Source organism: Azospirillum brasilense (genome assembly GCF_022023855.1).
GTDB lineage: Bacteria > Pseudomonadota > Alphaproteobacteria > Azospirillales > Azospirillaceae > Azospirillum > Azospirillum brasilense_F.
Window position 1 is genome coordinate 2,238,926 of record NZ_CP059449.1, and the last position, 19,591, is coordinate 2,258,516.

Below are 19,591 nucleotides of genomic sequence, written 5' to 3' on the forward strand. Positions count from 1 at the left end.
GAGGGATCATATACAAAACTGTTGGTGGCATTGGCCGTATGGGGTTTTGAACGGCCGGCGGTGGTAACAGATCAGTGCGGGGGGCGGCATGGCGGCGGAGCGGGATGCGGCGGGACTGGCTGCCCTCTCGATTTGTGAATCCCTTATGCTCGCATTGGTGGAACGCGGGGTCTTACGGCTCGAGGAAGCGCATGCCGCGCTTGAGGACGCCGCTGCCGCCCACCAGAATCGCGATCCAAAGGGTGAGGATCCAAATCTGCATCGCGTGGCGTTGCAGATCGTTGAGCGCCTGATGATCCAGGTGAACGCCACCCATCCTGCGTCGGCGCATGTCGGGATCGGGCAGATGGCGGACGGCGGTTCCCAGGACTAAGAATGCGTACGGCACGCCTTTCCGGGCGAAACGAAGAGAGCCCCGCCATTCCGGCGGGGCTCTCTTCATGCGTGCGATTCGGGTTGGCGATCCAATGGGCAGGAGCGCTCAGTCCGCCCCGGCTCCGGCGGCTTCCGTGGGTTCAGGACGCCGCTTGCCCAGCCCAATGTTGGGGAAGGCGTTTATCAGGGCGGTGATGAAGGCCGACAGGTAGGGCAGCGACTGCACGACCAACAGGCCCGACCACATGAAGGCGTCGCGATTCTCGTGACCGAACACCACTACGATGGCCAGAGCGGCGCCCCAAAGGCCCAGCAGCAGCGCGATCTCCTCCCGCGCCATCAGGAAGGCCTGCATCAGCGCCGGCTGGTTCTCGCACTTCGGCGTGCGGACGAAGGGGCGCCCGGAAGTGAACATGCCCAGCCACATGGCGCGGCCCACCGTGTGGGTCAGCGCCATGCCGGCGATTGCCGCCCCGACCTTGTCCCAGAAGCCGCACTTCACCCGCGCCTCGTACAGCCAGAGCGAGGCGCCGACCTTGAAGGCGAAGACGCTAAGCGTCGGAATCATGAAGACGCTGGGCGGGAACTCGAAATACTTCGGGAAAGCCAGAAGGCCGAGCGACCAGATGATTCCGGCGATGCCGAAGATCATGTGGGCGGCGTCGGCGAACCAGGGCAGCCAGCCGGTGATGAAGTGATACTTCTGCCCGGCGGTCAGGCGCGGACCGCCCGGCAGCAGGTCGCGCCAGTGGTGCTTGAGGATCTGAACGGCACCGTAGGCCCAGCGGAAGCGCTGCGTCTTGTAGGCGGAGAAGCTGTCGGGGACGAGGCCCTTGCCGTAGCTCTCCGGCATGTAGACGGCCTCGTACTTGTGCTCGAACAGGCGCAGGCCGAGGTCGGCGTCCTCGGTGATGCACCACTCGCCCCAGCGGCCGACCTCCTCCAGCGCGGACTTGCGGATGATGGTCATGGTGCCGTGCTGGATGATCGCGTTGCGCTCGTTGCGCTGGATCATGCCGATGTGGAAGAAGCCGGCGTATTCCCAGTTGATCATCCGCTGGAACAGATCGTGGCTCCAGTCCCGGTAGTCCTGCGGGGACTGCACGAAGCCGACCTCCGGCCGGTTGAAATGGGGAATGGTCGCCTTCAGCCAGTCGGGATGGACCTGATAGTCGCTGTCGATGACGGCGATGTGCTGGGCGTCCGGCGCCGTCTGGGCAAGGCCGAAATTCAGCGCGCCGGCCTTGAAGCCCGGCCAGTTGTCCAGGTGGAAGAAGCGGAACTTCGGCCCCAGCTTGCGACAATACTCCTCGACCGGGCGCCACACGGCCGGGTCCTTGGTGTTGTTGTCGAGCAGCAGGACCTCGTAGTTCGGGTAGTCCAGCCGGGCCAGCGCATCCAACGTCTCCATGACCATGTGCGGCGGCTCGTTGTAGCAGGGCACATGGATGGACACCTTCGGCGCGTCGGGCAGAGGGGCCGCCGAGCAGGGCTGGAACTTGCGCTTGAAGTGGTCCTGCCAGACGACCTCCGTCAGCTCCAGCCCGTCGATCAGCATGACGGCGAGCAGGACAAGCTGGCAGAAGACCAGGATGCCCCAAGCGATCTCGGTGGTGGTGGCGAGACCGGCGACGCTGGCCGCGGTGAAGGTGAAGACCAGCACCGACGATACGCCCTGGATCATCGCGCCGTAGAAGACCTGCCCGCCGAACTTCAGGTCGCCGCCGCGGCGCCACAGGAAGAAGACGAGCGGCAGGAAGCCCACGGCGATGGAGATGCCGCAGAGCAGCGGCCAATTCCGCAACTCCGTCACCTCGCCGATCATCGGGAACTTCGGCTTGCGCCACGCGTCCCACAGGCCCCAGCTGGTGCCTGCGGTGCCTTCGATCTCCCGCTTCCAGGGCTGGTCGAAGGCCTCCATGATGAAGTAGTCGAGCTTGTTCTGCGCCGCGACGTTCAGGAAGGTGCGGATGAACTTGGCTTGGTTGACCTGGCTCGCCTCGGCGCCACGGCGCCACGGGCCGTCCGCCGGCCAGCCGATTTCCGAGATCAGGATGTGCTTGTTCGGGAACTTGGTCTTCAGCTCGTTGTAGCGGAACATGGCGTAATCGACCGACTGGTCGGCGGGCACGCCTTCCCAGTAGGGCAGCAGGTGGACGGCCAGGAAGTCCACGGCGTCGGCCAGTTCCGGATGCTCCAGCCAGACGTGCCACGGCTCCGCGGTGGAGACCGGGACGTTGACCTTCTTCTTCACACGCTTGATGTACTCAATGGCCTGCGGGACGGTGACGTCGGCGCGCAGGATCGCCTCGTTGCCGACCAGGACGCGGCGGACGTTGTTGTTGTCGCGCGCCAGCTTGATCAGGCCGTTGATCTCCGGCTCGTCAATCTCCGGCTTGCCGGCGATCCAAGCGCCCGCGGTGATCGGAATCCCGTACTTGCGGGCGATGGGCGCCGTCTGCTCCGACCCGTCGGTGGTGGAGTAGATGCGCACGCCCTTGACCGACCCCTCCAGGGCCTTCATGTCCTTCTCGATGTCTTCCGCCGAGGCCTTGTCGCCCTTGGATGGGCTCTTGTCCGGGTGGAAGGGCGTATAGCCGACGCCGCTGATGGCGCCGCCCCAGGACCGTTCGGCGACCGGGCGGTTCCACAGCGCCCAGACTCCGATGTTGCCCAGGATCACGAGAAGAAGAGCCGCGATCGCCGACTTGCGCATGACCGTCTTTCTTTGTCCCAAACGTCTGCCGGCCGTCCTGGCTTTGTCCGCCCCGGCCGGGCATCTTTCAATTCAGCGAAGGGGTTCAACCGGATCGGCACACAGGGGGACTCGCCGCCCCGACACCGCCTTCGGACCGAACACCCGGACCCACCACCCTGGTTGCAGGACACGTCTCAATCCGCCGCGCGATCCGCATAAGCCGGAAGACCGAACGCCTCCGACCGGAACATCATCGGACCGAATAAAGATCGTGCGGCAGTTTATACATTTTTCCTAGTCCCGCAACCAGTCCCACTCCAACGCGCCGGTGCCCGGGCCTGCAGCGGCGGCAATCCCCACTGGACGAACGCACCGGATGGGCGTTTTCTTCCCTGAACACCGCAAGGAAAACCTTACGGGCCGAAGGGAAGACACGGGACCCCATGACGATGTTCCATCTGCACGACCGTTTGCAGGCCGATACCGCCCCGATCGCCGAATGGCCGCTGTGCCGCGTCCTGCTGATGGACAACCGGGTGTGGCCGTGGCTGATCCTGGTTCCCGCCCGGCATGGTCTGACGGAGATCCACCAGCTGTCCCGAGAGGACCAGCACCGTCTGATGGACGAGATCGCCCTGGCCTCGCGCACGCTGGAGACTCTGTTCGCCCCGGACAAGATCAACGTCGGGGCCTTGGGCAATCTGGTCCCGCAGCTTCATATCCACGTCATCGCCCGCTCCAAGAAGGACCCGGCGTGGCCGGGGCCGGTGTGGGGGTCGGGCTTCGCGGAGCGCTACAGCCCGGAGGAGCGGGACAGCCTTATCCGAAAGATCGGCGAGGGGTTGGGCCAAAAGTGAGGCGCGGCGAAGCCGGACGCGACGACCCCCTCTCCATTTGCGGCCAAGCGAAGGCGTGACGTTTTGCATGCTGCCTTGTTCATGCTCCCTGAAACATTCACCGTTCGAAGGAGAGGGCACCATGAACACCGACCGCATCACCGGTGCCGGCAAGGAGCTGAAGGGCGAAGTCAAGAAGCAGGCCGGCGACCTGTCCGGCAATCGGGACCTGAAGGACGAGGGCCGCGCCGACAAGGCCGAGGGCAAGCTGGACAAGGTCGTCGGCAAGGTGAAGGACATCCTCAAAGGCGACAAGTGATGGGCGCGGAGGAGCGGGGGCATCGCAAGGACGATGCTCCGTCCGACGCCGCTCAGCGGATCGAGGACAAGCTCATCAAGGAAACCGGGCAAGCCTCGGGCGACCCCGACAAGCCCGTCCAGGAGAAGTTCGATGAGTTGGGCGAGAAGCCCGACATCAAGAAGAAGAGTTTGCGGGACTAGGAATCGCCCCCTTCCATCCGGAAGGGGGTTTCTTTGTCATTCAACGGCGATCCGCGCCTCGACCCGAACCGAGAAATTCACCGAATTGGCGATGAAGCATTTCTCGTGGGCTTCGTGGTGCAGGGCCACGGCCTTGGCGGAGTCGCTTCCGGGGGCGAGAGTGACCTGGGGACGCAGGACGACGTCGGTGAAGCGGCCCCCACCATTGGCGTCCTCGGCCATCGTGCCGGAGGACTCGTCCGTGTAGGCGATAACGGCGACGCCGTTCACGGCGCACAGATGCAGGTACCACAGCATGTGGCAGGCCGAGAGCGAGGCCACGAGCATGTCCTCGGGGTTGTAGCGCGCGGGATCGCCGCGGAAGGCCGGGTCGGACGAGCCGGGGATCGGCGGCTTGCCGGGCGCGGTGATCTCAAGATCGCGGCTGTACGCCTTGTAGCCCGAGGTTCCGGTTCCCTGATTGCCCGTCCAGGTCACCGTCGTGCCGTACTGGTGTTCGCGCCCTGACATTGGTCCCTCCGGATGTGTTTCCGGGAGGGTAACCGCGGCCACCGCCGCTGAAAAGAAAACGGGCCATAAAAAAAGCGGGAGGGCCGAAGCCCTCCCGCAATCTCAACGCTGCCTTGCCCGTCAGCCTCAGCTGGCTTCGGCGGCACGGGCGTGGCGCTTGCGCTCGTTCGGGTCGAGGTAACGCTTGCGCAGGCGGATGGACTTCGGCGTCACCTCCACCAGCTCGTCGTCGCCGATGTAGGACAGGGCGCGCTCCAGCGTCATCTGGATCGGCGGGGTCAGGCGGACCGCCTCGTCCTTGCTGGTGGTGCGGATGTTGGTGAGCTGCTTGCCCTTGATGACGTTGACCTCGAGGTCGTTGCCGCGGGTGTGCTCACCGATGATCATGCCCTGATAGACCGGAACGCCCGGATCGATCAGCATCGGGCCGCGATCCTCCAGGTTCCACAGCGCGTAGGCGACCGCGGTGCCGTCGGCGTTGGAGATCAGCACGCCGGTGCGCCGGCCGGCAATCGTGCCCTTGTAAGGGGCGTAGCCGTGGAACAGCCGGTTCATGATGCCGGTGCCGCGGGTGTCGGTCAGGAACTCGCCCTGATAGCCGATCAGGCCGCGCGACGGGGCATGGAAGACGATGCGGGTCTTGTTGCCGCCCGACGGACGCATCTCAATGAGGTCGGCCTTGCGCTCCGCCATCTTCTGCACGACGGTGCCGGAGAACTCCTCGTCCACGTCGACGACGACTTCCTCGATCGGCTCCAGGCGCTGGCCGTTCAGCGGGTCGGTCTTGAACAGCACGCGCGGACGGCTGATGGCCAGCTCGTAGCCCTCGCGGCGCATCGTCTCGATCAGGATGCCGAGCTGCAGTTCGCCGCGGCCGGCCACCTCGAAGGCGTCGCCGCCCTCGGTGTCGCTGACGCGGAGGGCGACGTTGCCTTCAGCCTCGCGCATCAGGCGGTCGCGGATCATGCGGCTGGTGACCTTGTCGCCCTCGCGGCCGGCCAGCGGGCTGTCGTTGACCGAGAAGGTCATCGCCAGGGTGGGCGGGTCGATCGGCTGGGCGGCCAGCGGCTCGGCCACTTCCGGCGCGCAAATGGTGTCGGCCACGGTGGTGGTGGTCAGGCCGGCAAGGGCGACGATGTCGCCGGCGTGCGCCTCGTCCACCGGAACGCGCTCAAGACCGCGGAAGGCCAGCACCTTGCTGATGCGGGCGTTCTCGATCAGCTTGCCGTCACGGCTCAGCGACTTGATGGCCATGTTGACCTTGACGCTGCCGGTCTGGATGCGGCCGGTCAGGATGCGGCCCAGATACGGGTTCGCCTCCAGCGTGGTTGCCAGCATGGCGAAGGGCAGGTCCTCCTCCACCTTGGGCGGCGGGACATGGTCGCGGATCAGCTCGAACAGCGGGGTCAGCGTCTCGCGGGCGCCGTTCTCCAGGTCCGTGGTCGCCCAGCCGTTGCGGCCCGAGGCGAACAGGGTCGGGAAATCGAGCTGCTCGTTCGAGGCGTCGAGCGAGGCGAACAGGTCGAACACCTCGTCATGCACCTCGTGCGGACGGCCGTCGGGACGGTCCACCTTGTTGATGACGACGATCGGGCGCAGGCCCAGCTTCAGCGCCTTGCCCAGCACGAACTTGGTCTGCGGCAGCGGCCCTTCGGCGGCGTCGCAGAGCAGGACCACGCCGTCCACCATGGAGAGGATGCGCTCGACCTCGCCGCCGAAATCGGCGTGGCCGGGGGTGTCCACGATGTTGATGCGCAGGTCGTTCCACAGGACCGACGTGCACTTGGCCAGGATGGTGATGCCGCGCTCGCGCTCCAGGTCGTTGGAGTCCATGGCGCGTTCTGCGACCTGCTGGTTCTCGCGGAACGAACCGGCCTGCTTGAGGAGCTGATCGACCAGGGTCGTCTTGCCGTGGTCGACGTGCGCGATGATGGCGACGTTACGAAGATTCATGTGTCGGGGACTCTTAAATCCGCTCTGGGGCTTCCGTTGCGCAATGCCGCCCCGACACCGCGGCACGTCGGCCGCGCACAACAAAAAAACCCTCCGAGATCGATCGGGGGGCTCTGCCGGGGAAACTGTTGCGACGCAATATAATGATCCGGCTTCATAACGCAAGCGGCGTGGTGGGGGAAACTCGCCCAAAGCGCCTATGCGGAATTTCCTTGCGCCGCGGCGACCGAATCATTGGCGTCTGCGTCGCGGAATCCCACATGGTCCGGTGATGACCAGCCGCGTTTCCGCTTCCCGCCTCGCCGTCATTCTCCTGTCCAGCGCGCTCGCCGCCGTGCCGGGCGACCCGTTGCGCGCGCAGGACCCCGCGCCGGACCCGGTTCAGGAGGCCGCTCCGCCGCCCGCGGCGCAGGATGGTTCCGGGCAGGATGACCCCACCCCCGACGCCCCCGGCCCGCAGATCCCCTACGAGGTGGAGTTCACCGGAATGGAGGACGACGAGCTGCGGGACCTGCTGCGCGACAGCTCCTCGCTGGTCAGCCTGAAGGACGACCTGCCGCCGTCGGTGCTGGGGCTGGAGCGGCGGGCCGACAACGACCGGGAACGCCTGCAGACGGCGCTGCGCTCCGCCGGCTTCTACGATGCGGTTCTCGACATCCGGGTGGACGCGGCCCGCACGCCGGCCAAGGTGACCGTCGCGGTGACGCCCGGCACCCCCTACCGCTTCAAGACCATCACCATCGCCTCCACCGACGGCGCGCCGCTGCCGGGCGGCGACGTGACCCCCGGCGACATCGGCCTGCCGGTGGGGGAGCGGGCGCGGGCGCCGCAGGTGGTGGACGCCCAGTCCGCGCTGCTGCGTCGGATGACCGACCGCGGCCACCCCTTCGCCACCGTCGCCGAGCGGCGGGTGGTGGTCGACCACGACGACCACAGCATGGACGTTACTTACTCGGTCAATCCCGGCCCGCTGGTGATGTTCGGCGACACCAAGATCGACGGGCTGGCCAGCGTGGACGAGGGGCTGATCCGCGGGCGCCTGCCCTGGAAGCAGGGCGACATCTACAGCCCGGCCAAGGTCGACCGGGCGCGCCAGCAGATCGCCCAGCTCGACGTGTTCGACACGGTGCGGGTGCGGCTGGCCGAGGAGCCGGGGCCGGGCGGCGTCACGCCGGTGGACGTGACCCTGGCCGAGAAGCTGCACCGCTTCATCGGGGCCAGCGCCTTCTACTCGTCGGAGGATGGCGTGGGCGGCTCCGCCTATTGGGGCCACCGCAACCTGTTCGGCGGGGCGGAGCGGCTGCGGCTGGGCGTGGAGGTCGGGCGGATCGGCGGCGACAACGGCGCCGCGCAGGGGCCACGCGGCACCCTGGATCTGCCGGACATCCGGCTGTCCGCCAACTTCCGCAAGCCCGATTTCCTGGCGCCGCGCCAGTCGCTGATCCTGGATTTCCAGGTCGCTTCGGAGCAGCCGCCGGCCTACGACCGCGTCGCCACCATCGGCTCGGCCTCGCTGGAGCGGCAGGTGACCGACCAGCTCAAGGTCTCCTACGGAATGTCGGGAGAGCGCGGGCGGGTACGCTCCAACCTGCGGGAGTACCAGACCGGCTTCATCGGCGTGCCGCTGGGCATCGCCTGGGACGGATCGGACAATCTGCTGAACCCGTCCAGGGGCTACCGCGCCTCGCTGCTCGCCACCCCCTGGTTCCCCTACGCCGGGGATACGGACTCGATCTTCACCAGCTTCCAGATCAACGCGTCGGCCTACCGCGATCTGTCCGACGACGGGCGCTACGTCGCGGCGGCGCGCATCGGCGTCGGCAGCACGGTGGGAGCGTCGCTGGACCAGGTGCCGCCGGACCACCGCTTCTATGCGGGCGGCGGCGGGTCGGTGCGCGGCTACGGCTTCCAGAAGGCCGGACCACGCGATATCTACGGCGATCCGACCGGCGGGCGGTCGCTGTTCGAGGCCGGGCTGGAACTGCGCGTCAAGGTGACGGAAACCATCGGCATCGTGCCCTTCGTCGACGCCGGCACCGTCTTCGACAGCGCCTTCCCGGACTTCAAGGAGCCGCTGAAGGTCGGTGCCGGCATCGGCGCCCGCTACTACACCGACTTCGGACCGCTGCGCGCGGACGTCGCCTTCCCGCTGAACGCCGATTCCGGCGATGCGAAGTGGCAGCTCTATCTCAGTCTGGGTCAGGCTTTCTGATTCGTCCTTTCAACCGGTGATGTCGGACCGGGTCGCATTTTTGCCACTTGGATCGGGATCGCCCATGCTCTTTCCCGTTATACCATTCGGGGAACGCCGCAACGGGGTGCGTGGTGTCGGGTCTGCGTCGTCTGATCGTCCTTCTTCTGGCCATCGCCGTCCTGACCGGGGCGGTCCTGACGGAGGCCGCGCGCGCGGCCGACAGCGAAGGGGGCGGCTGGGGGCCGGCCAACGCGGTCCGGCGCTGGATCGCCCAGACCATCGAGAAGGCGGTGAACGGCCCCGACCTCCAGGTCCGGATCGGCACCATCGGCGGCGCGGTTCCCGTGAACTTCACGATCTCGGACGTCACCGTCGCCGACCGCGAGGGCGTGTGGCTGCGGCTGGAGGATCTGCGCGTCAACCTCGCCCCGACCGCGCTGCTGACCGGGCGGGCCAAGGCCGACGCCATCGAGGCGCAGCGCGTCGTCGTGGAGCGCGCGCCGCTGCCCGCCGAGGGGCCGGAGCCGCCGCCCGACCAGGGGCCGACGTCGCTGCTGCCCAGCCTGCCGGTGGGCGTCGCCGTGGACAAGCTGGCCATCGCCGAGCTGGTCCTGGCGGAGCCGCTGATCGGGCAGGAAGCGCGGCTGAAGATCGACGGGTCGCTCGACCTCGCGTCGGGCGGGTCGTCGCTGGAAGCGCATCTGAATGTGGACCGTCTCGGCGAGCAGCCGGGAACGGTGGCGCTCGACGTCGCCTTCAATCCCGACGACAAGCGGCTCGACCTGAACCTGAAGGCGTCGGAGCCGGCGGGCGGGCTGATCGCCACCGCGCTGAACATCCCCGGCGCGCCGCCGGTCAGCGCCTCGCTGGACGGGCAGGGCTCGCTGGACGACTGGAAGGGCACCTTCACCGCGGCGGCGGAGAACGCCGCCCGGCTGGCCGCCGACGCCACGATCAAGGCGGTTCCGGAAGGGCACGCCGTCACCCTCGCGGCGACCGGCGACGTGGCGTCCCTGCTCGGCCCCGACATCGCGCCGCTGGCCGGGCCGCAGCCGGTTCTGAAGGGCACCGTGGTGGTCGCTCCGGACGGGGCGTTGACGTTGCAGCCGGTGACCGTCGAGACCGCCGCCGCCACGGCCAATCTCTCGGGGCGTGTCGGCGCCGACCGCCGCAGTCTCGACCTGCGCTACGAGGTTCAGGCCGGGCCGGACTCTGCCCTGCACGGCTTCGCCCCCGGCATTGCTTGGCGGGAGGGCACCGTATCGGGCACCGCCCAGGGCACGCTGGACGCGCTGACCGTGGCGGTGGAGGGGCTGATCCGCGACCTCGCCGCCGACGATCCCGCCCTGGCCTCGGTCGCCGGGCCGGAGGTGCGGCTGGACGGGCGGGCGCAGATCAACGCCGACATCGGAGCGGTGGGGATCGAGGGCGTGACTCTGACCACCGCGGCGGCCAGCGCCGGGGCGCAGGGCAATGTGACCGGCTGGGGCCGGACCGCCGATGTAATGGTGACTCTGGATGCCGACGACCTGTCGCGCCTCTCCGCCCTCGCCGGGCAACCGTTGGCCGGGTCACTGGCCTTGGCCGGGCCGGTGCGCCGGCAGGAGGACGGCACGCTGACGGCGGGCCTCAGCGGCGCGCTGCGCGGTCTGGAAACCGGAACGCCCGCCGACGGCGTGCTCGGCCGCGACGTCAGCCTGGGCGCGGAGGCGGTGATGGAGCCGGACGGCGCCATGCGCCTCACCGACCTGACGGTGGATGGCCGCAACGGGCGGCTGACCGGTGCTGCGGCCCTGGCGGACGGGGCGGTGGACGCGAAGACCCGGCTGGAGATCACGGACCTTGCTCCGGTGGGCACCGCTGCCGGGACGGAGATGGCCGGCGGCCTGACGCTCGACGCGACGGCGAAAGGCCCGCTGGACAAGCTGGTGGCCGAGGCGGCGCTGCACGCTCGGAACCTCGCCGTGCAGGGGCGCCGCTTCGGCGACACGCGGCTGAACGCCACCGCGCAGAACCTGCCGGCCGCCCCGGAAGGGCGTGTGTCGGCCCGCACCGAACTGGCCGGCGCCGGGCTGACCGCGGACGCCGCCTACGCGCTGGAAGGGCAGGCGCTGCGGATCAGCGACCTCACGCTGGCGAACGGGCCGAACCGGATCACCGGGGCGGTGCGCGTGGCGCTCGACGCCATGACCGCGACCGGCAAGCTCGACGGCACCCTGCCGCAGCTTCAGGCCCTGTCGGAGCTGGCCGGCGTGCCGCTGACCGGGGCGGCAGGCTTCACCGTCGCGCTCGACGCGCCGAACGGCAAGCAGGCGGCCAACCTGACCGCGAACGCCACCAACCTCCGTGTGGAGGGCGAGGGCGGGCCGCTCTTTGCCGCGCGCCGCCTGACCGCCAACGCGGACGTCGCCGACGCGCTGGGCAGTGCCAGCGGCAAGGCGCGGCTGGAGCTTCAGGACGGGGCCGCCGCCGGCAACGACCTGTCGCGCGTGACGGCCAGCGTGGACGGCTCGCTCGCCAAGGCGGCCTTCCGGGCGGAGGCCGCAGGGGCCGGGCGCGACCCGCTGGGGCTCGAACTGGCAGGGGAATTCACGCAGAACGGTACGCTGAACCGCATCCGGCTGGACCGGCTCCAGGGCCGCTACAGCGGCGAATCCTTCCGGCTGACCCAGCCCGCCGCCATTGCCGTGGGTGAGCGGCGCTACGAGGTGTCCGGCCTGCGGCTGGTCAGCGGCAACGCCCAACTCGCCGCCGACCTTGGCCTGAACGGGGAGCGGCTGTCGGGAGAGCTGCGGCTGGACCGCGTGCCGATGGCGCTGGCCCGGCTGGCGAACCCGACCCTCCGGCTGGATGGCACGCTGAACGCACAGGCGACGCTCGGCGGCACCGTCCGCCGCCCGCAGGCCGACGCCACGGTGCGCGTCGCCAACCTGAAGGCGCAGCAGACGACCCAGGCCGGCGTGCCGGGCCTGAACGCCACTGTCAACGCCCGCTGGCGGGAGGCCAGCCTGTCGGTGGACGGCGACGTCGCCACCAGCAACAACGCGGGCCGGGTGACCCTGACCGCCGCCGCGCCGCTGGCCATGGACCCGGACACGCTGGCCTTCTCGGTGCCGGAGCGCGGCCGGCTGGAGGCGGCGCTGCGCGGCGCGATCGACGCCTCGCTCGCCAACGACCTGCTGGCGGCGACCGGCGACCGGGCGCGCGGCACGTTGCGGCTGGACGTCAGCGTCGACGGCACCGTGGCGGCTCCCCGGCTGGGCGGAACGGTGACTCTGGCCAACGGGCGCTACGAGAACCGGGCGAGCGGCGCCATCATCAGCAACATCGACGCCCGCATCGTCGGTGACGGCGACGTCTTCACCATCCAGAGCTTCCGCGGGCGGACCGCCAACGGCGGGGAGATCAGCGCTCGCGGCGTGATCCGTCCCGCCGCCGCGGACCCGCAGCAACAGCTCGACCTCGGCATTCAGGCCGACCGGGCGCGGCTGGTGCAGAACGATCTGGCCGCGGTCACCATCGGCACCAACCTGACGCTGACCGGCAGCTTCCTGAATCCGCGTCTGGCCGGCCCCGTGCGGATTGAGCGGGCGGAGATCCAGATCCCCAACCAGACCCCGCCCAACGTGGTCGACCTGAAGGTCGTCGAGGTCGGCAGGGGCCGCAAGGCGCAGCCGGTCAGCCTGAAGAACGGGCAGGCCACGGCTCCCGAGCCGGCCTTCGCGATGATCCTCGATCTGACGATCAGCGCGCAGAACCAGATCTTCGTCCGGGGTCGTGGGCTTGAGGCGGAGTTCGCCGGGCAACTCGCCGTCGCCGGCACCTCCAGCCAGCCGCTGGTCAGCGGGCGGCTGAACATGCTGAAGGGTGAGTTGGATATTCTCGCCAAGACCTTCGTCTTCAAGCGCGGAATCATCGAGTTCGACGGTGGTCCCGCCATCGACCCGCGGCTCGACTTCTTGGCAGAAGCCACCGCGAACGACGTGACCGCCCAGATTCTGGTTACCGGCACCGCCGGACAACCGAAGCTGGAGCTGACCTCCCCGCAGGGGTTGCCGCAGGACGAGGTGCTGTCGGCCGTTCTGTTCGGGAAGTCAGTCGGCAGCCTGAGCGCCGTGGAGGCGGTCCAACTCGCCCAATCCGCGGCGACGCTGGCTGGCTTCGGCGGTGGCGGACCCGGTCTGATCGGCAACCTGCGCCGCGGTCTCGGCATCGACCGGCTGGAATTCACCGGCGGGGCCGATGGCAAGGGTGGGGCGGTGCAGGCCGGGCGCTACGTCAGCGACCGCGTCTATGTCGGGGTGGAGCAGGGCATCGGCGCGAACCAGAGCCGCGCCACGGTCGAGGTCGACATCACCAAGAACATCAAGGCCCAGGCGGATGTCGGCGCCGATTCCGATACCCGCGTCGGCGTCAAATGGGAGTGGAATTACTGATAGGTCCGACCTTCTAACCTGTTTGCGAGCCGCTTTCGGGCGCTGGTCATCGGCGCAAGAGCCCCCATATCGAGCAAGGATGAAGGCCGGGCCGCCAAGGCTCCGGTCATCGGCGAAGGGGGAGCGGTGCGCGCTGCCAGAAGGATTCCCTACGTCAACCAGGGCATCGTCATGGCCTGCACGCTGGCCTTCGTGCTGGGCGTGCCGCCGGAATCCCTCGCCTTCGTTCCCGCCTATTTCTTCGGAACGGTGGAGATGGCCGGGCCGCTGCCGAACTGGGCGGTGTGGCGCGGCCTGTTCGGCCATGTCCTGATCCACAGCGACATCGTGCATCTGGTCAGCAACATGCTGGCGCTCTGGGCCTTCGGCGGCGCAGTCGAGCTGGCGATGGGCAGCCTGCGCTACCTGCTGTTCTTCCTGCTCTGCGCCGCAGCGGGGGCCATGGTGGAGGGGGCCTTGGCCGTCGATCCCATGGCACCGCTGGTCGGGGCGAGCGGGGCGATCTGCGGGGTGATGGGGGCCTTCCTGCTGCTGCACCCGCAGGCGACGCTCGGCGTGACGCCGGGGCCGCGCGTTCCCGCCTCCTTCGTGGTGGGCAGCTTCCTGGCGATCAACGTGGCGATGACGCTGATGCCGCCGTCCCCGGACTCCAGCCTGGGCGACGTGGCCTGGGCTGCCCATCTCGGTGGGTTCGGCGCGGGGATGGCGCTGGTCGCCCTGTTCCGCCGCCCCGGCGTGGCGCTGTGGAGCGTGGCGCGCCTCAGCACCGCGGCGAAGGCCGCCGTCTATCTGACGCTGGTCGTGGTTCTGTTGCGCACCCTGTGACCGTCCCTGCCGTGACCGTTGCCTTTGCCGGGCCGGGGCGGAATACTGCGCCCTCCCATTGACGGAGGCATGTGACTATGGCGGAAACCGGGTCCGCGCCGGTGCTCGGCGTGATCGGCGGCAGCGGCGTCTACGACATCGACGGCTTGGAGAAGCAACGCTGGGTGAAGGTGGAAACACCTTTCGGAGACCCGTCGGACGAGCTGCTGACGGGCGAGCTGAACGGCCAGAAGCTGGTTTTCCTGCCGCGCCATGGCCGCGGTCACCGCATCCCGCCGTCTGAGCTGAACTTCCGCGCCAACATCCACGCGTTGAAGGCGCTGGGCGTGACCGAGATCCTGTCGGTCTCCGCCGTCGGTTCGCTGAAGGAGCATCTGCCGCCGGGCACCTTCGTGGTGATCGACCAGTTCATCGACCGCACCTTCGCCCGCAACAAAAGCTTCTTCGGCACCGGTCTGGTGGCGCATGTGGCGCTGGGGCATCCGGTCTGCGGGCGGCTGGGCGACCTGATCGAGGAGGCGCTGGTGGAGCTGAAGGTGCCACACCAGCGCCGCGGCACCTACATGGTCATGGAAGGCCCGCAATTCTCGACCAAGGCCGAGTCCGAGTTGTACCGGAGCTGGGGCTGCGACGTCATCGGCATGACCAACATGCCGGAGGCCAAGCTCGCCCGCGAGGCGGAGATGTGCTACGCGACCGTCGCCATGGTCACCGACTTCGACTGCTGGCATCCCGACCATGACCACGTCACCGTGGACGCCGTCATCCGCGTGGTGGTCGCCAACGCCGGCAAGGCGCGGTCGCTGGTCAAGACGCTCGCGCCGAAGCTGCAGGTGCGCGACGGGCTGTGCGCCCAGGGTTGCCACACCGCGCTCGACCACGCGATCATGACCGCGCCGGACAAGCGCGACCCGGAGATGCTGAAGGCGCTCGACATCATTCTCGCCCGCGCGCTGGGTTGAGGACGCCAACGCAAAAAGCCGCGGGACCCGGCGTGCGTCCGGGTCCCGCGGCTTTTTTCTTGGATCGGGCGGATAGCCTCAGTGGCGGGTGCGCGCCGGGGTGACGTAGACGCCGTCCCAATCGACGCCGAACAGCGCCTCGTCGCCAGCTTCTTCCACCAGTTCGTCATAATCGCTGATCTCGATCAGGCCGAAGATCGAGGCGGTGCCCGAGGCGTCCAGGTCGCAGGTGATGACGCGGCCGGCGAACTCGACGGACGTGAAGAACACCTCCGGCAGTTCCATGCTGTCGAGGTCGGCGGACACCGCGCATTCGATCTCATGGACTAGGCGCGAGGAGAGGGACCCCCGCAGTTTCGCCGCCTGGGAGGCCCAGACGATCTTCTTGACCCGCGCAGCCGGGCGGTTGTCGGCTTCGCCGATGCCCTCGTCGGGCTGGGCGGCCATGGCGATCATCCGGGAAACCAGGTTCGACGGGCTGGGCGCACGCATAGAGACCTCCGTGAAGAACGAGCGCAGATTCACCCGGCTTCGGTTAACGGGCCCTTAAATCCCGACGACACGGATGGCTTACCTCTTATGCGTAATGGTCTATGACCAGTCATGACGTCAGCGCCGCGTAAGCCGCCGCCAGTCGCGCCGCGGTGACGGCGTTGTTTTGGATCAGCGCCATGTTCGCGGTCAGGCTGCGCCCGCCAGTGATTCGCTCCACCGCCGCGAGGAGAAACGGCGTGACGGATTTTCCCGTGATTCCATGATGTTCCGCATCCTTTAGCGCCTGCGCGATGGCTCGTTCCATGGCCTCGCCATCGAGCGCGTCGGCCTCCGGGACGGGGTTGGCGAGGACCACGCCACCCTCCAGCCCAAGCTTCCATTTGGCCTGCAGGATGGCCGCGACCTCATGCACGTTGTCACAGCGATGAGAGACGGGCAGACCAGAGTTGCGGCTGTAGAAGGCCGGAAATTCATCGGTGCCCAGCCCCAGGACGGGGACGCCGCGGGTCTCCAGCACCTCCAGCGTCTTCGGCAGGTCGAGAATCGACTTGGCGCCCGCGCAGACGACGCAAACGCTGGTGCGGGCCAGCTCGTCGAGATCCGCCGAGACGTCGAAACTGGTTTCGGCGCCGCGGTGCACACCGCCCAGACCGCCGGTGGCGAAGACGGTGATCCCGGCCAGCTTTGCGGCGATCATGGTGGCTGCCACGGTGGTGGCGCCCAGCGCCCCGGTCGCCAGCGCGACGGGCAGGTCGCGGCGGCTCAGCTTCATGACGCCGGTGCCACCCTTGGCGAGCCGTTCCAGGGACTCGCCGTCCAGCCCGACGCAGATGCGCCCGTCGAGGACGGCGATGGTTGCGGGAACCGCCCCCTCGGCCCGCACCGCGTCCTCCAGCGCTGTCGCCGTTTCCAGATTCTTCGGAAAGGGCATGCCGTGGGAGATGACGGTCGATTCCAGCGCCACCACGGGCCGTCCCTCGGCCAGGGCGGCGGCGACCTCGGGCGTTGGGGACAGGCGGTGGTGCATGGTCGGAGTCTCCCTGGTTCTCCCGCATCCTGCGCTGCGCTCCGCCTCGGCGCAACCGGGGGAATCGGAATTTTGTCCTTTCGTGAGGACGGCCTATATTGCAGGGCATGCCTGCACAAAGCCCCTCCCGTCCCCCCGCCGAACGTTGGATGAAGGTCTGCCCCGAGGGACTCTATGTCGAGCCCGGCGGCTTTTACGTGGACCCGCTGCGTCCGGTGGAACGCGCGGTTGTCACCCACGGCCATTCCGACCACGCCCGGCCCGGCCATGCCCATGTGCTCGCCACCGCCGGAACGCTTGCCATCATGCGGCAACGGCTGGGCGAGGGGGCGGGCGCCGCGCCTCAGACGCTCGACTATGGCGAGGCGATCCGCATCGGCGACGTGACGGTGCGGCTGGTACCCGCCGGCCATGTGCTGGGCAGCGCGCAGGTGGTGCTGGAGCATGCGGGCACGCGGGTGGTGGTGTCCGGCGACTACAAGCGGCGCTTCGACCGCACCTGCGCCCCGTTCGAGCCGGTGCCCTGCGACGTCTTCATCACCGAGGCGACCTTCGGCCTGCCGGTCTTCCGCCACCCGCCCGACCTGGGGGAGATCGACAAGCTGCTGCACTCTCTGTCGATCTTTCCGGAGCGCAGCCATGTCGTCGGGGCCTACGCGCTGGGCAAATGCCAGCGGGTGATCTCTCTGCTGCGCGCCGCCGGCTACGACCGGCCGATCTATCTGCACGGCGCCCTGGAGCCGATCTGCAAACTCTATGAGGGCTTCGGCGTGCCTCTGGGCGAGCTTCGCCCGGCCACCGTCGCGGCGAAGGAGGAGCTGAAGGGCGCCCTGGTGCTGGCCCCGCCCGGCGCGGTGGCCGACCGCTGGGCGCGTCGGCTGACCGACCCGGTGGTGGCGATGGCCTCCGGCTGGATGCGTGTCCGCCAGCGGGCGCGCCAGCGCGGCGTCGAACTGCCGCTGGTCATCTCCGACCACGCCGATTGGGACGAGCTGACCCAGACGCTCGACGAGGTCGCAGCACCCGAGGTCTGGGTGACCCATGGTCGGGAGGAGGCGCTGGTCCACCACGCGACCCAGCGCGGCATCCGCGCCCGCGCCCTGGCCATGGTCGGCTTCGAGGAGGAGGAAGGGGCGTGAGGAACTTCTCCTCGCTGATCGACGGGCTGGTCTTCATGCCGGCGCGCAACGGCAAGATCCGCCTGCTGGCCGACTTCTTTGCCACCACGCCCGACCCCGACCGCGGCTGGGCGCTGGCGGCCCTGACGGAATCGCTGGTTTTCCACGAGGCCAAGCCGGCGGCCATCCGGCAGCTGGTCGCCACCCGCGTCGACCTGGACCTGTTCGCCCTGTCCTACGACTATGTGGGCGACCTCGCCGAGACGGTGGCGCTGATCTGGCCGGAGCGTCCAGAGCGGGCGAACAGCCTGCCGCCGTCCATGACCGAGGTGGTGGAGACGCTGCGCGCGGCCAAGCGCGGGCAGGTGATGGGGCTGGTGGAGGGCTGGCTCGACACGCTGGATTCCTCCGGCCGCTTCGCACTGCTCAAGCTCATCACCGGTAGCCTGCGGGTGGGCGTGTCGGCGCGGCTGGCCAAGACGGCATTGGCGGAGTGGGGCAAGGTCGATCTCGGCGATCTTGAGGAGTGCTGGCATGGGCTGACCCCGCCCTACGCGGACCTGTTCGCCTGGCTGGAGGGGAAGTCCGACCGGCCGGCTGCGGGGAAGGGGGCGGGCTTCCGCCCACTGATGCTTTCCCACCCGCTGGAGGAGGAGGACATGGCCGCCCTCGATCCGGCCGACTACGCTGCGGAATGGAAATGGGACGGCATCCGCGTGCAACTGGCGGCCCGCGGCGGCGAGCGGCGCATCTACAGCCGCACCGGTGACGACGTGTCCGGCGCCTTTCCCGACATCGCGGACCACATGACCTTCGACGCCGTGCTGGACGGCGAGCTGCTGGTCGCCCGCAATGAGGGCGAGATTGCGCCCTTCAACGACCTTCAGCAGCGGCTGAACCGCAAGACGGTCACCGCGGCGATGCTCAAGGAATTTCCCGCCTGGGTGCGGCTCTACGACATCCTGTTCGAAGGCGAGGAGGATCTGCGCGGCCTGCCCCTCACCGAGCGGCGCGCCCGGCTGGAGCGTTGGCACGACGCGGTGCGGCCCCGGCGTATGGATCTGTCGCCGCTGGTGCCGTTCGAGGGCTGGGAGGCGCTGAAGGGCCTGCGCGAGGGCAGCCGGGAGAACAGCATCGAAGGACTGATGCTGAAGCGCAAGGACAGCCTCTACGTCGCCGGGCGCCCCAAGGGGCCCTGGTTCAAATGGAAGCGTGGGGCGCTGACGCTCGACACCGTGCTGATGTACGCCCAGCGCGGGCACGGCAAGCGGTCCAGCTACTACTCGGACTTCACCTTCGGCGTCTGGCGCGGCGAGGAACTGGTGCCGGTGGGCAAGGCCTATTTCGGCTTCACCGACGCCGAACTGGTGGAACTCGACCGCTGGGTGCGCAACCGCACCACCCGCCGCTACGGCCCGGTGCGCGAGGTCGAGCCGGGGCTGGTTCTGGAGGTCGCCTTCGACAGCGTGCACCCGTCAAACCGCCACAAGAGCGGTTTGGCGATGCGTTTCCCGCGCGTCCACCGCATCCGCTGGGACAAGCCGGCGGCAGAGGCCGACCGGCTGGAAACGCTTCAGGCGATGGTCGTCAGCTAGGCTGGGCGGCTATAGGGGCGCTTCTTCCATTTTGAACCGGGTCCGCGTTGACGACGGCGGGATGGC

At 68.6% G+C, this 19,591-nt stretch carries 15 protein-coding genes; 10 read left to right on the forward strand and 5 right to left on the reverse strand.

What is annotated here, in order from left to right; genetic code table 11:
* Window positions 1-88 precede the first annotated feature (88 nt).
* The gene (locus H1Q64_RS10590) at window positions 89-373 is read left to right on the forward strand and encodes a hypothetical protein (RefSeq protein WP_237903460.1); all 285 of its coding nucleotides are present in this window, start codon (window positions 89-91) and stop codon (window positions 371-373) included.
* A 108-nt stretch (window positions 374-481) separates the two neighbouring features.
* Here H1Q64_RS10590 and H1Q64_RS10595 read toward each other — a convergent pair whose 3' ends face one another.
* Complete coding sequence (locus tag H1Q64_RS10595) at window positions 482-3,091, reverse strand: glycosyltransferase family 2 protein (protein WP_237903461.1); 2,610 nt, start codon at window positions 3,089-3,091, stop codon at window positions 482-484.
* Between the two features lie 425 nt (window positions 3,092-3,516).
* Between H1Q64_RS10595 and H1Q64_RS10600 the strand changes: the two genes are divergently transcribed.
* The 3 genes from H1Q64_RS10600 to H1Q64_RS10610 all read left to right on the forward strand — a co-directional run bounded on the left by H1Q64_RS10600 (window position 3,517) and on the right by H1Q64_RS10610 (window position 4,410).
* Window positions 3,517-3,930, forward strand: a complete 414-nt coding sequence (locus tag H1Q64_RS10600; protein ID WP_237903462.1) for an HIT family protein — start codon at window positions 3,517-3,519, stop codon at window positions 3,928-3,930.
* A 121-nt stretch (window positions 3,931-4,051) separates the two neighbouring features.
* The gene (locus H1Q64_RS10605; RefSeq protein WP_237903463.1) at window positions 4,052-4,228 is read left to right on the forward strand and encodes a CsbD family protein; all 177 of its coding nucleotides are present in this window, start codon (window positions 4,052-4,054) and stop codon (window positions 4,226-4,228) included.
* Window positions 4,228-4,410 carry a hypothetical protein gene (locus tag H1Q64_RS10610; protein WP_188259348.1) on the forward strand — a complete coding sequence of 61 codons (183 nt, stop codon included), beginning with the start codon at window positions 4,228-4,230 and terminating at the stop codon, window positions 4,408-4,410. Before H1Q64_RS10605 ends, H1Q64_RS10610 begins: the two co-directional genes overlap by 1 nt.
* A 36-nt stretch (window positions 4,411-4,446) precedes the next feature.
* On the opposite strand, the gene H1Q64_RS10615 is transcribed toward H1Q64_RS10610, so the two are convergent.
* Both H1Q64_RS10615 and typA read right to left on the reverse strand, forming a co-directional pair.
* Window positions 4,447-4,920: an OsmC family protein gene (locus H1Q64_RS10615; RefSeq protein ID WP_237903464.1), complete on the reverse strand. Its 474-nt coding sequence runs from the start codon at window positions 4,918-4,920 to the stop codon at window positions 4,447-4,449.
* Window positions 4,921-5,046: 126 nt separating this feature from the next.
* Window positions 5,047-6,873, reverse strand: a complete 1,827-nt coding sequence (typA, locus tag H1Q64_RS10620) for a translational GTPase TypA (RefSeq protein WP_014240708.1) — start codon at window positions 6,871-6,873, stop codon at window positions 5,047-5,049.
* A 271-nt stretch (window positions 6,874-7,144) separates the two neighbouring features.
* Here typA and H1Q64_RS10625 point away from each other — a divergent pair, with 271 nt between their 5' ends.
* The 4 genes from H1Q64_RS10625 to H1Q64_RS10640 all read left to right on the forward strand — a co-directional run bounded on the left by H1Q64_RS10625 (window position 7,145) and on the right by H1Q64_RS10640 (window position 15,290).
* On the forward strand, window positions 7,145-9,085 hold the full coding sequence (locus tag H1Q64_RS10625) for an autotransporter assembly complex protein TamA (protein ID WP_237903465.1): 1,941 nt from the start codon (window positions 7,145-7,147) through the stop codon (window positions 9,083-9,085).
* 113 nt (window positions 9,086-9,198) lie between these two features.
* Window positions 9,199-13,503 (forward strand): translocation/assembly module TamB domain-containing protein, encoded by a 4,305-nt coding sequence (locus tag H1Q64_RS10630; RefSeq protein ID WP_237903466.1) that lies wholly within the window; start codon window positions 9,199-9,201, stop codon window positions 13,501-13,503.
* Between the two features lie 126 nt (window positions 13,504-13,629).
* Window positions 13,630-14,328 (forward strand): rhomboid family intramembrane serine protease, encoded by a 699-nt coding sequence (locus H1Q64_RS10635; protein ID WP_237903467.1) that lies wholly within the window; start codon window positions 13,630-13,632, stop codon window positions 14,326-14,328.
* A gap of 77 nt (window positions 14,329-14,405) precedes the next feature.
* Window positions 14,406-15,290 (forward strand): S-methyl-5'-thioadenosine phosphorylase, encoded by an 885-nt coding sequence (locus tag H1Q64_RS10640; protein ID WP_237903468.1) that lies wholly within the window; start codon window positions 14,406-14,408, stop codon window positions 15,288-15,290.
* Window positions 15,291-15,368: 78 nt separating this feature from the next.
* Here H1Q64_RS10640 and H1Q64_RS10645 read toward each other — a convergent pair whose 3' ends face one another.
* Window positions 15,369-15,782: a hypothetical protein gene (locus tag H1Q64_RS10645; RefSeq protein ID WP_237903469.1), complete on the reverse strand. Its 414-nt coding sequence runs from the start codon at window positions 15,780-15,782 to the stop codon at window positions 15,369-15,371.
* Between the two features lie 109 nt (window positions 15,783-15,891).
* Entirely contained in the window at window positions 15,892-16,812 is a 921-nt protein-coding gene (locus H1Q64_RS10650; protein WP_237903470.1) for a pseudouridine-5'-phosphate glycosidase, read from the reverse strand.
* Between the two features lie 149 nt (window positions 16,813-16,961).
* Between H1Q64_RS10650 and H1Q64_RS10655 the strand changes: the two genes are divergently transcribed.
* Together H1Q64_RS10655 and H1Q64_RS10660 are read left to right on the forward strand one after the other, a co-directional pair.
* Complete coding sequence (locus tag H1Q64_RS10655; RefSeq protein WP_237903471.1) at window positions 16,962-17,951, forward strand: ligase-associated DNA damage response exonuclease; 990 nt, start codon at window positions 16,962-16,964, stop codon at window positions 17,949-17,951.
* On the forward strand, window positions 17,948-19,525 hold the full coding sequence (locus H1Q64_RS10660; protein ID WP_237903472.1) for a cisplatin damage response ATP-dependent DNA ligase: 1,578 nt from the start codon (window positions 17,948-17,950) through the stop codon (window positions 19,523-19,525). The genes H1Q64_RS10655 and H1Q64_RS10660 overlap by 4 nt, the downstream gene beginning before the upstream one ends.
* The last annotated feature ends 66 nt before the right edge of the window (window positions 19,526-19,591 follow it).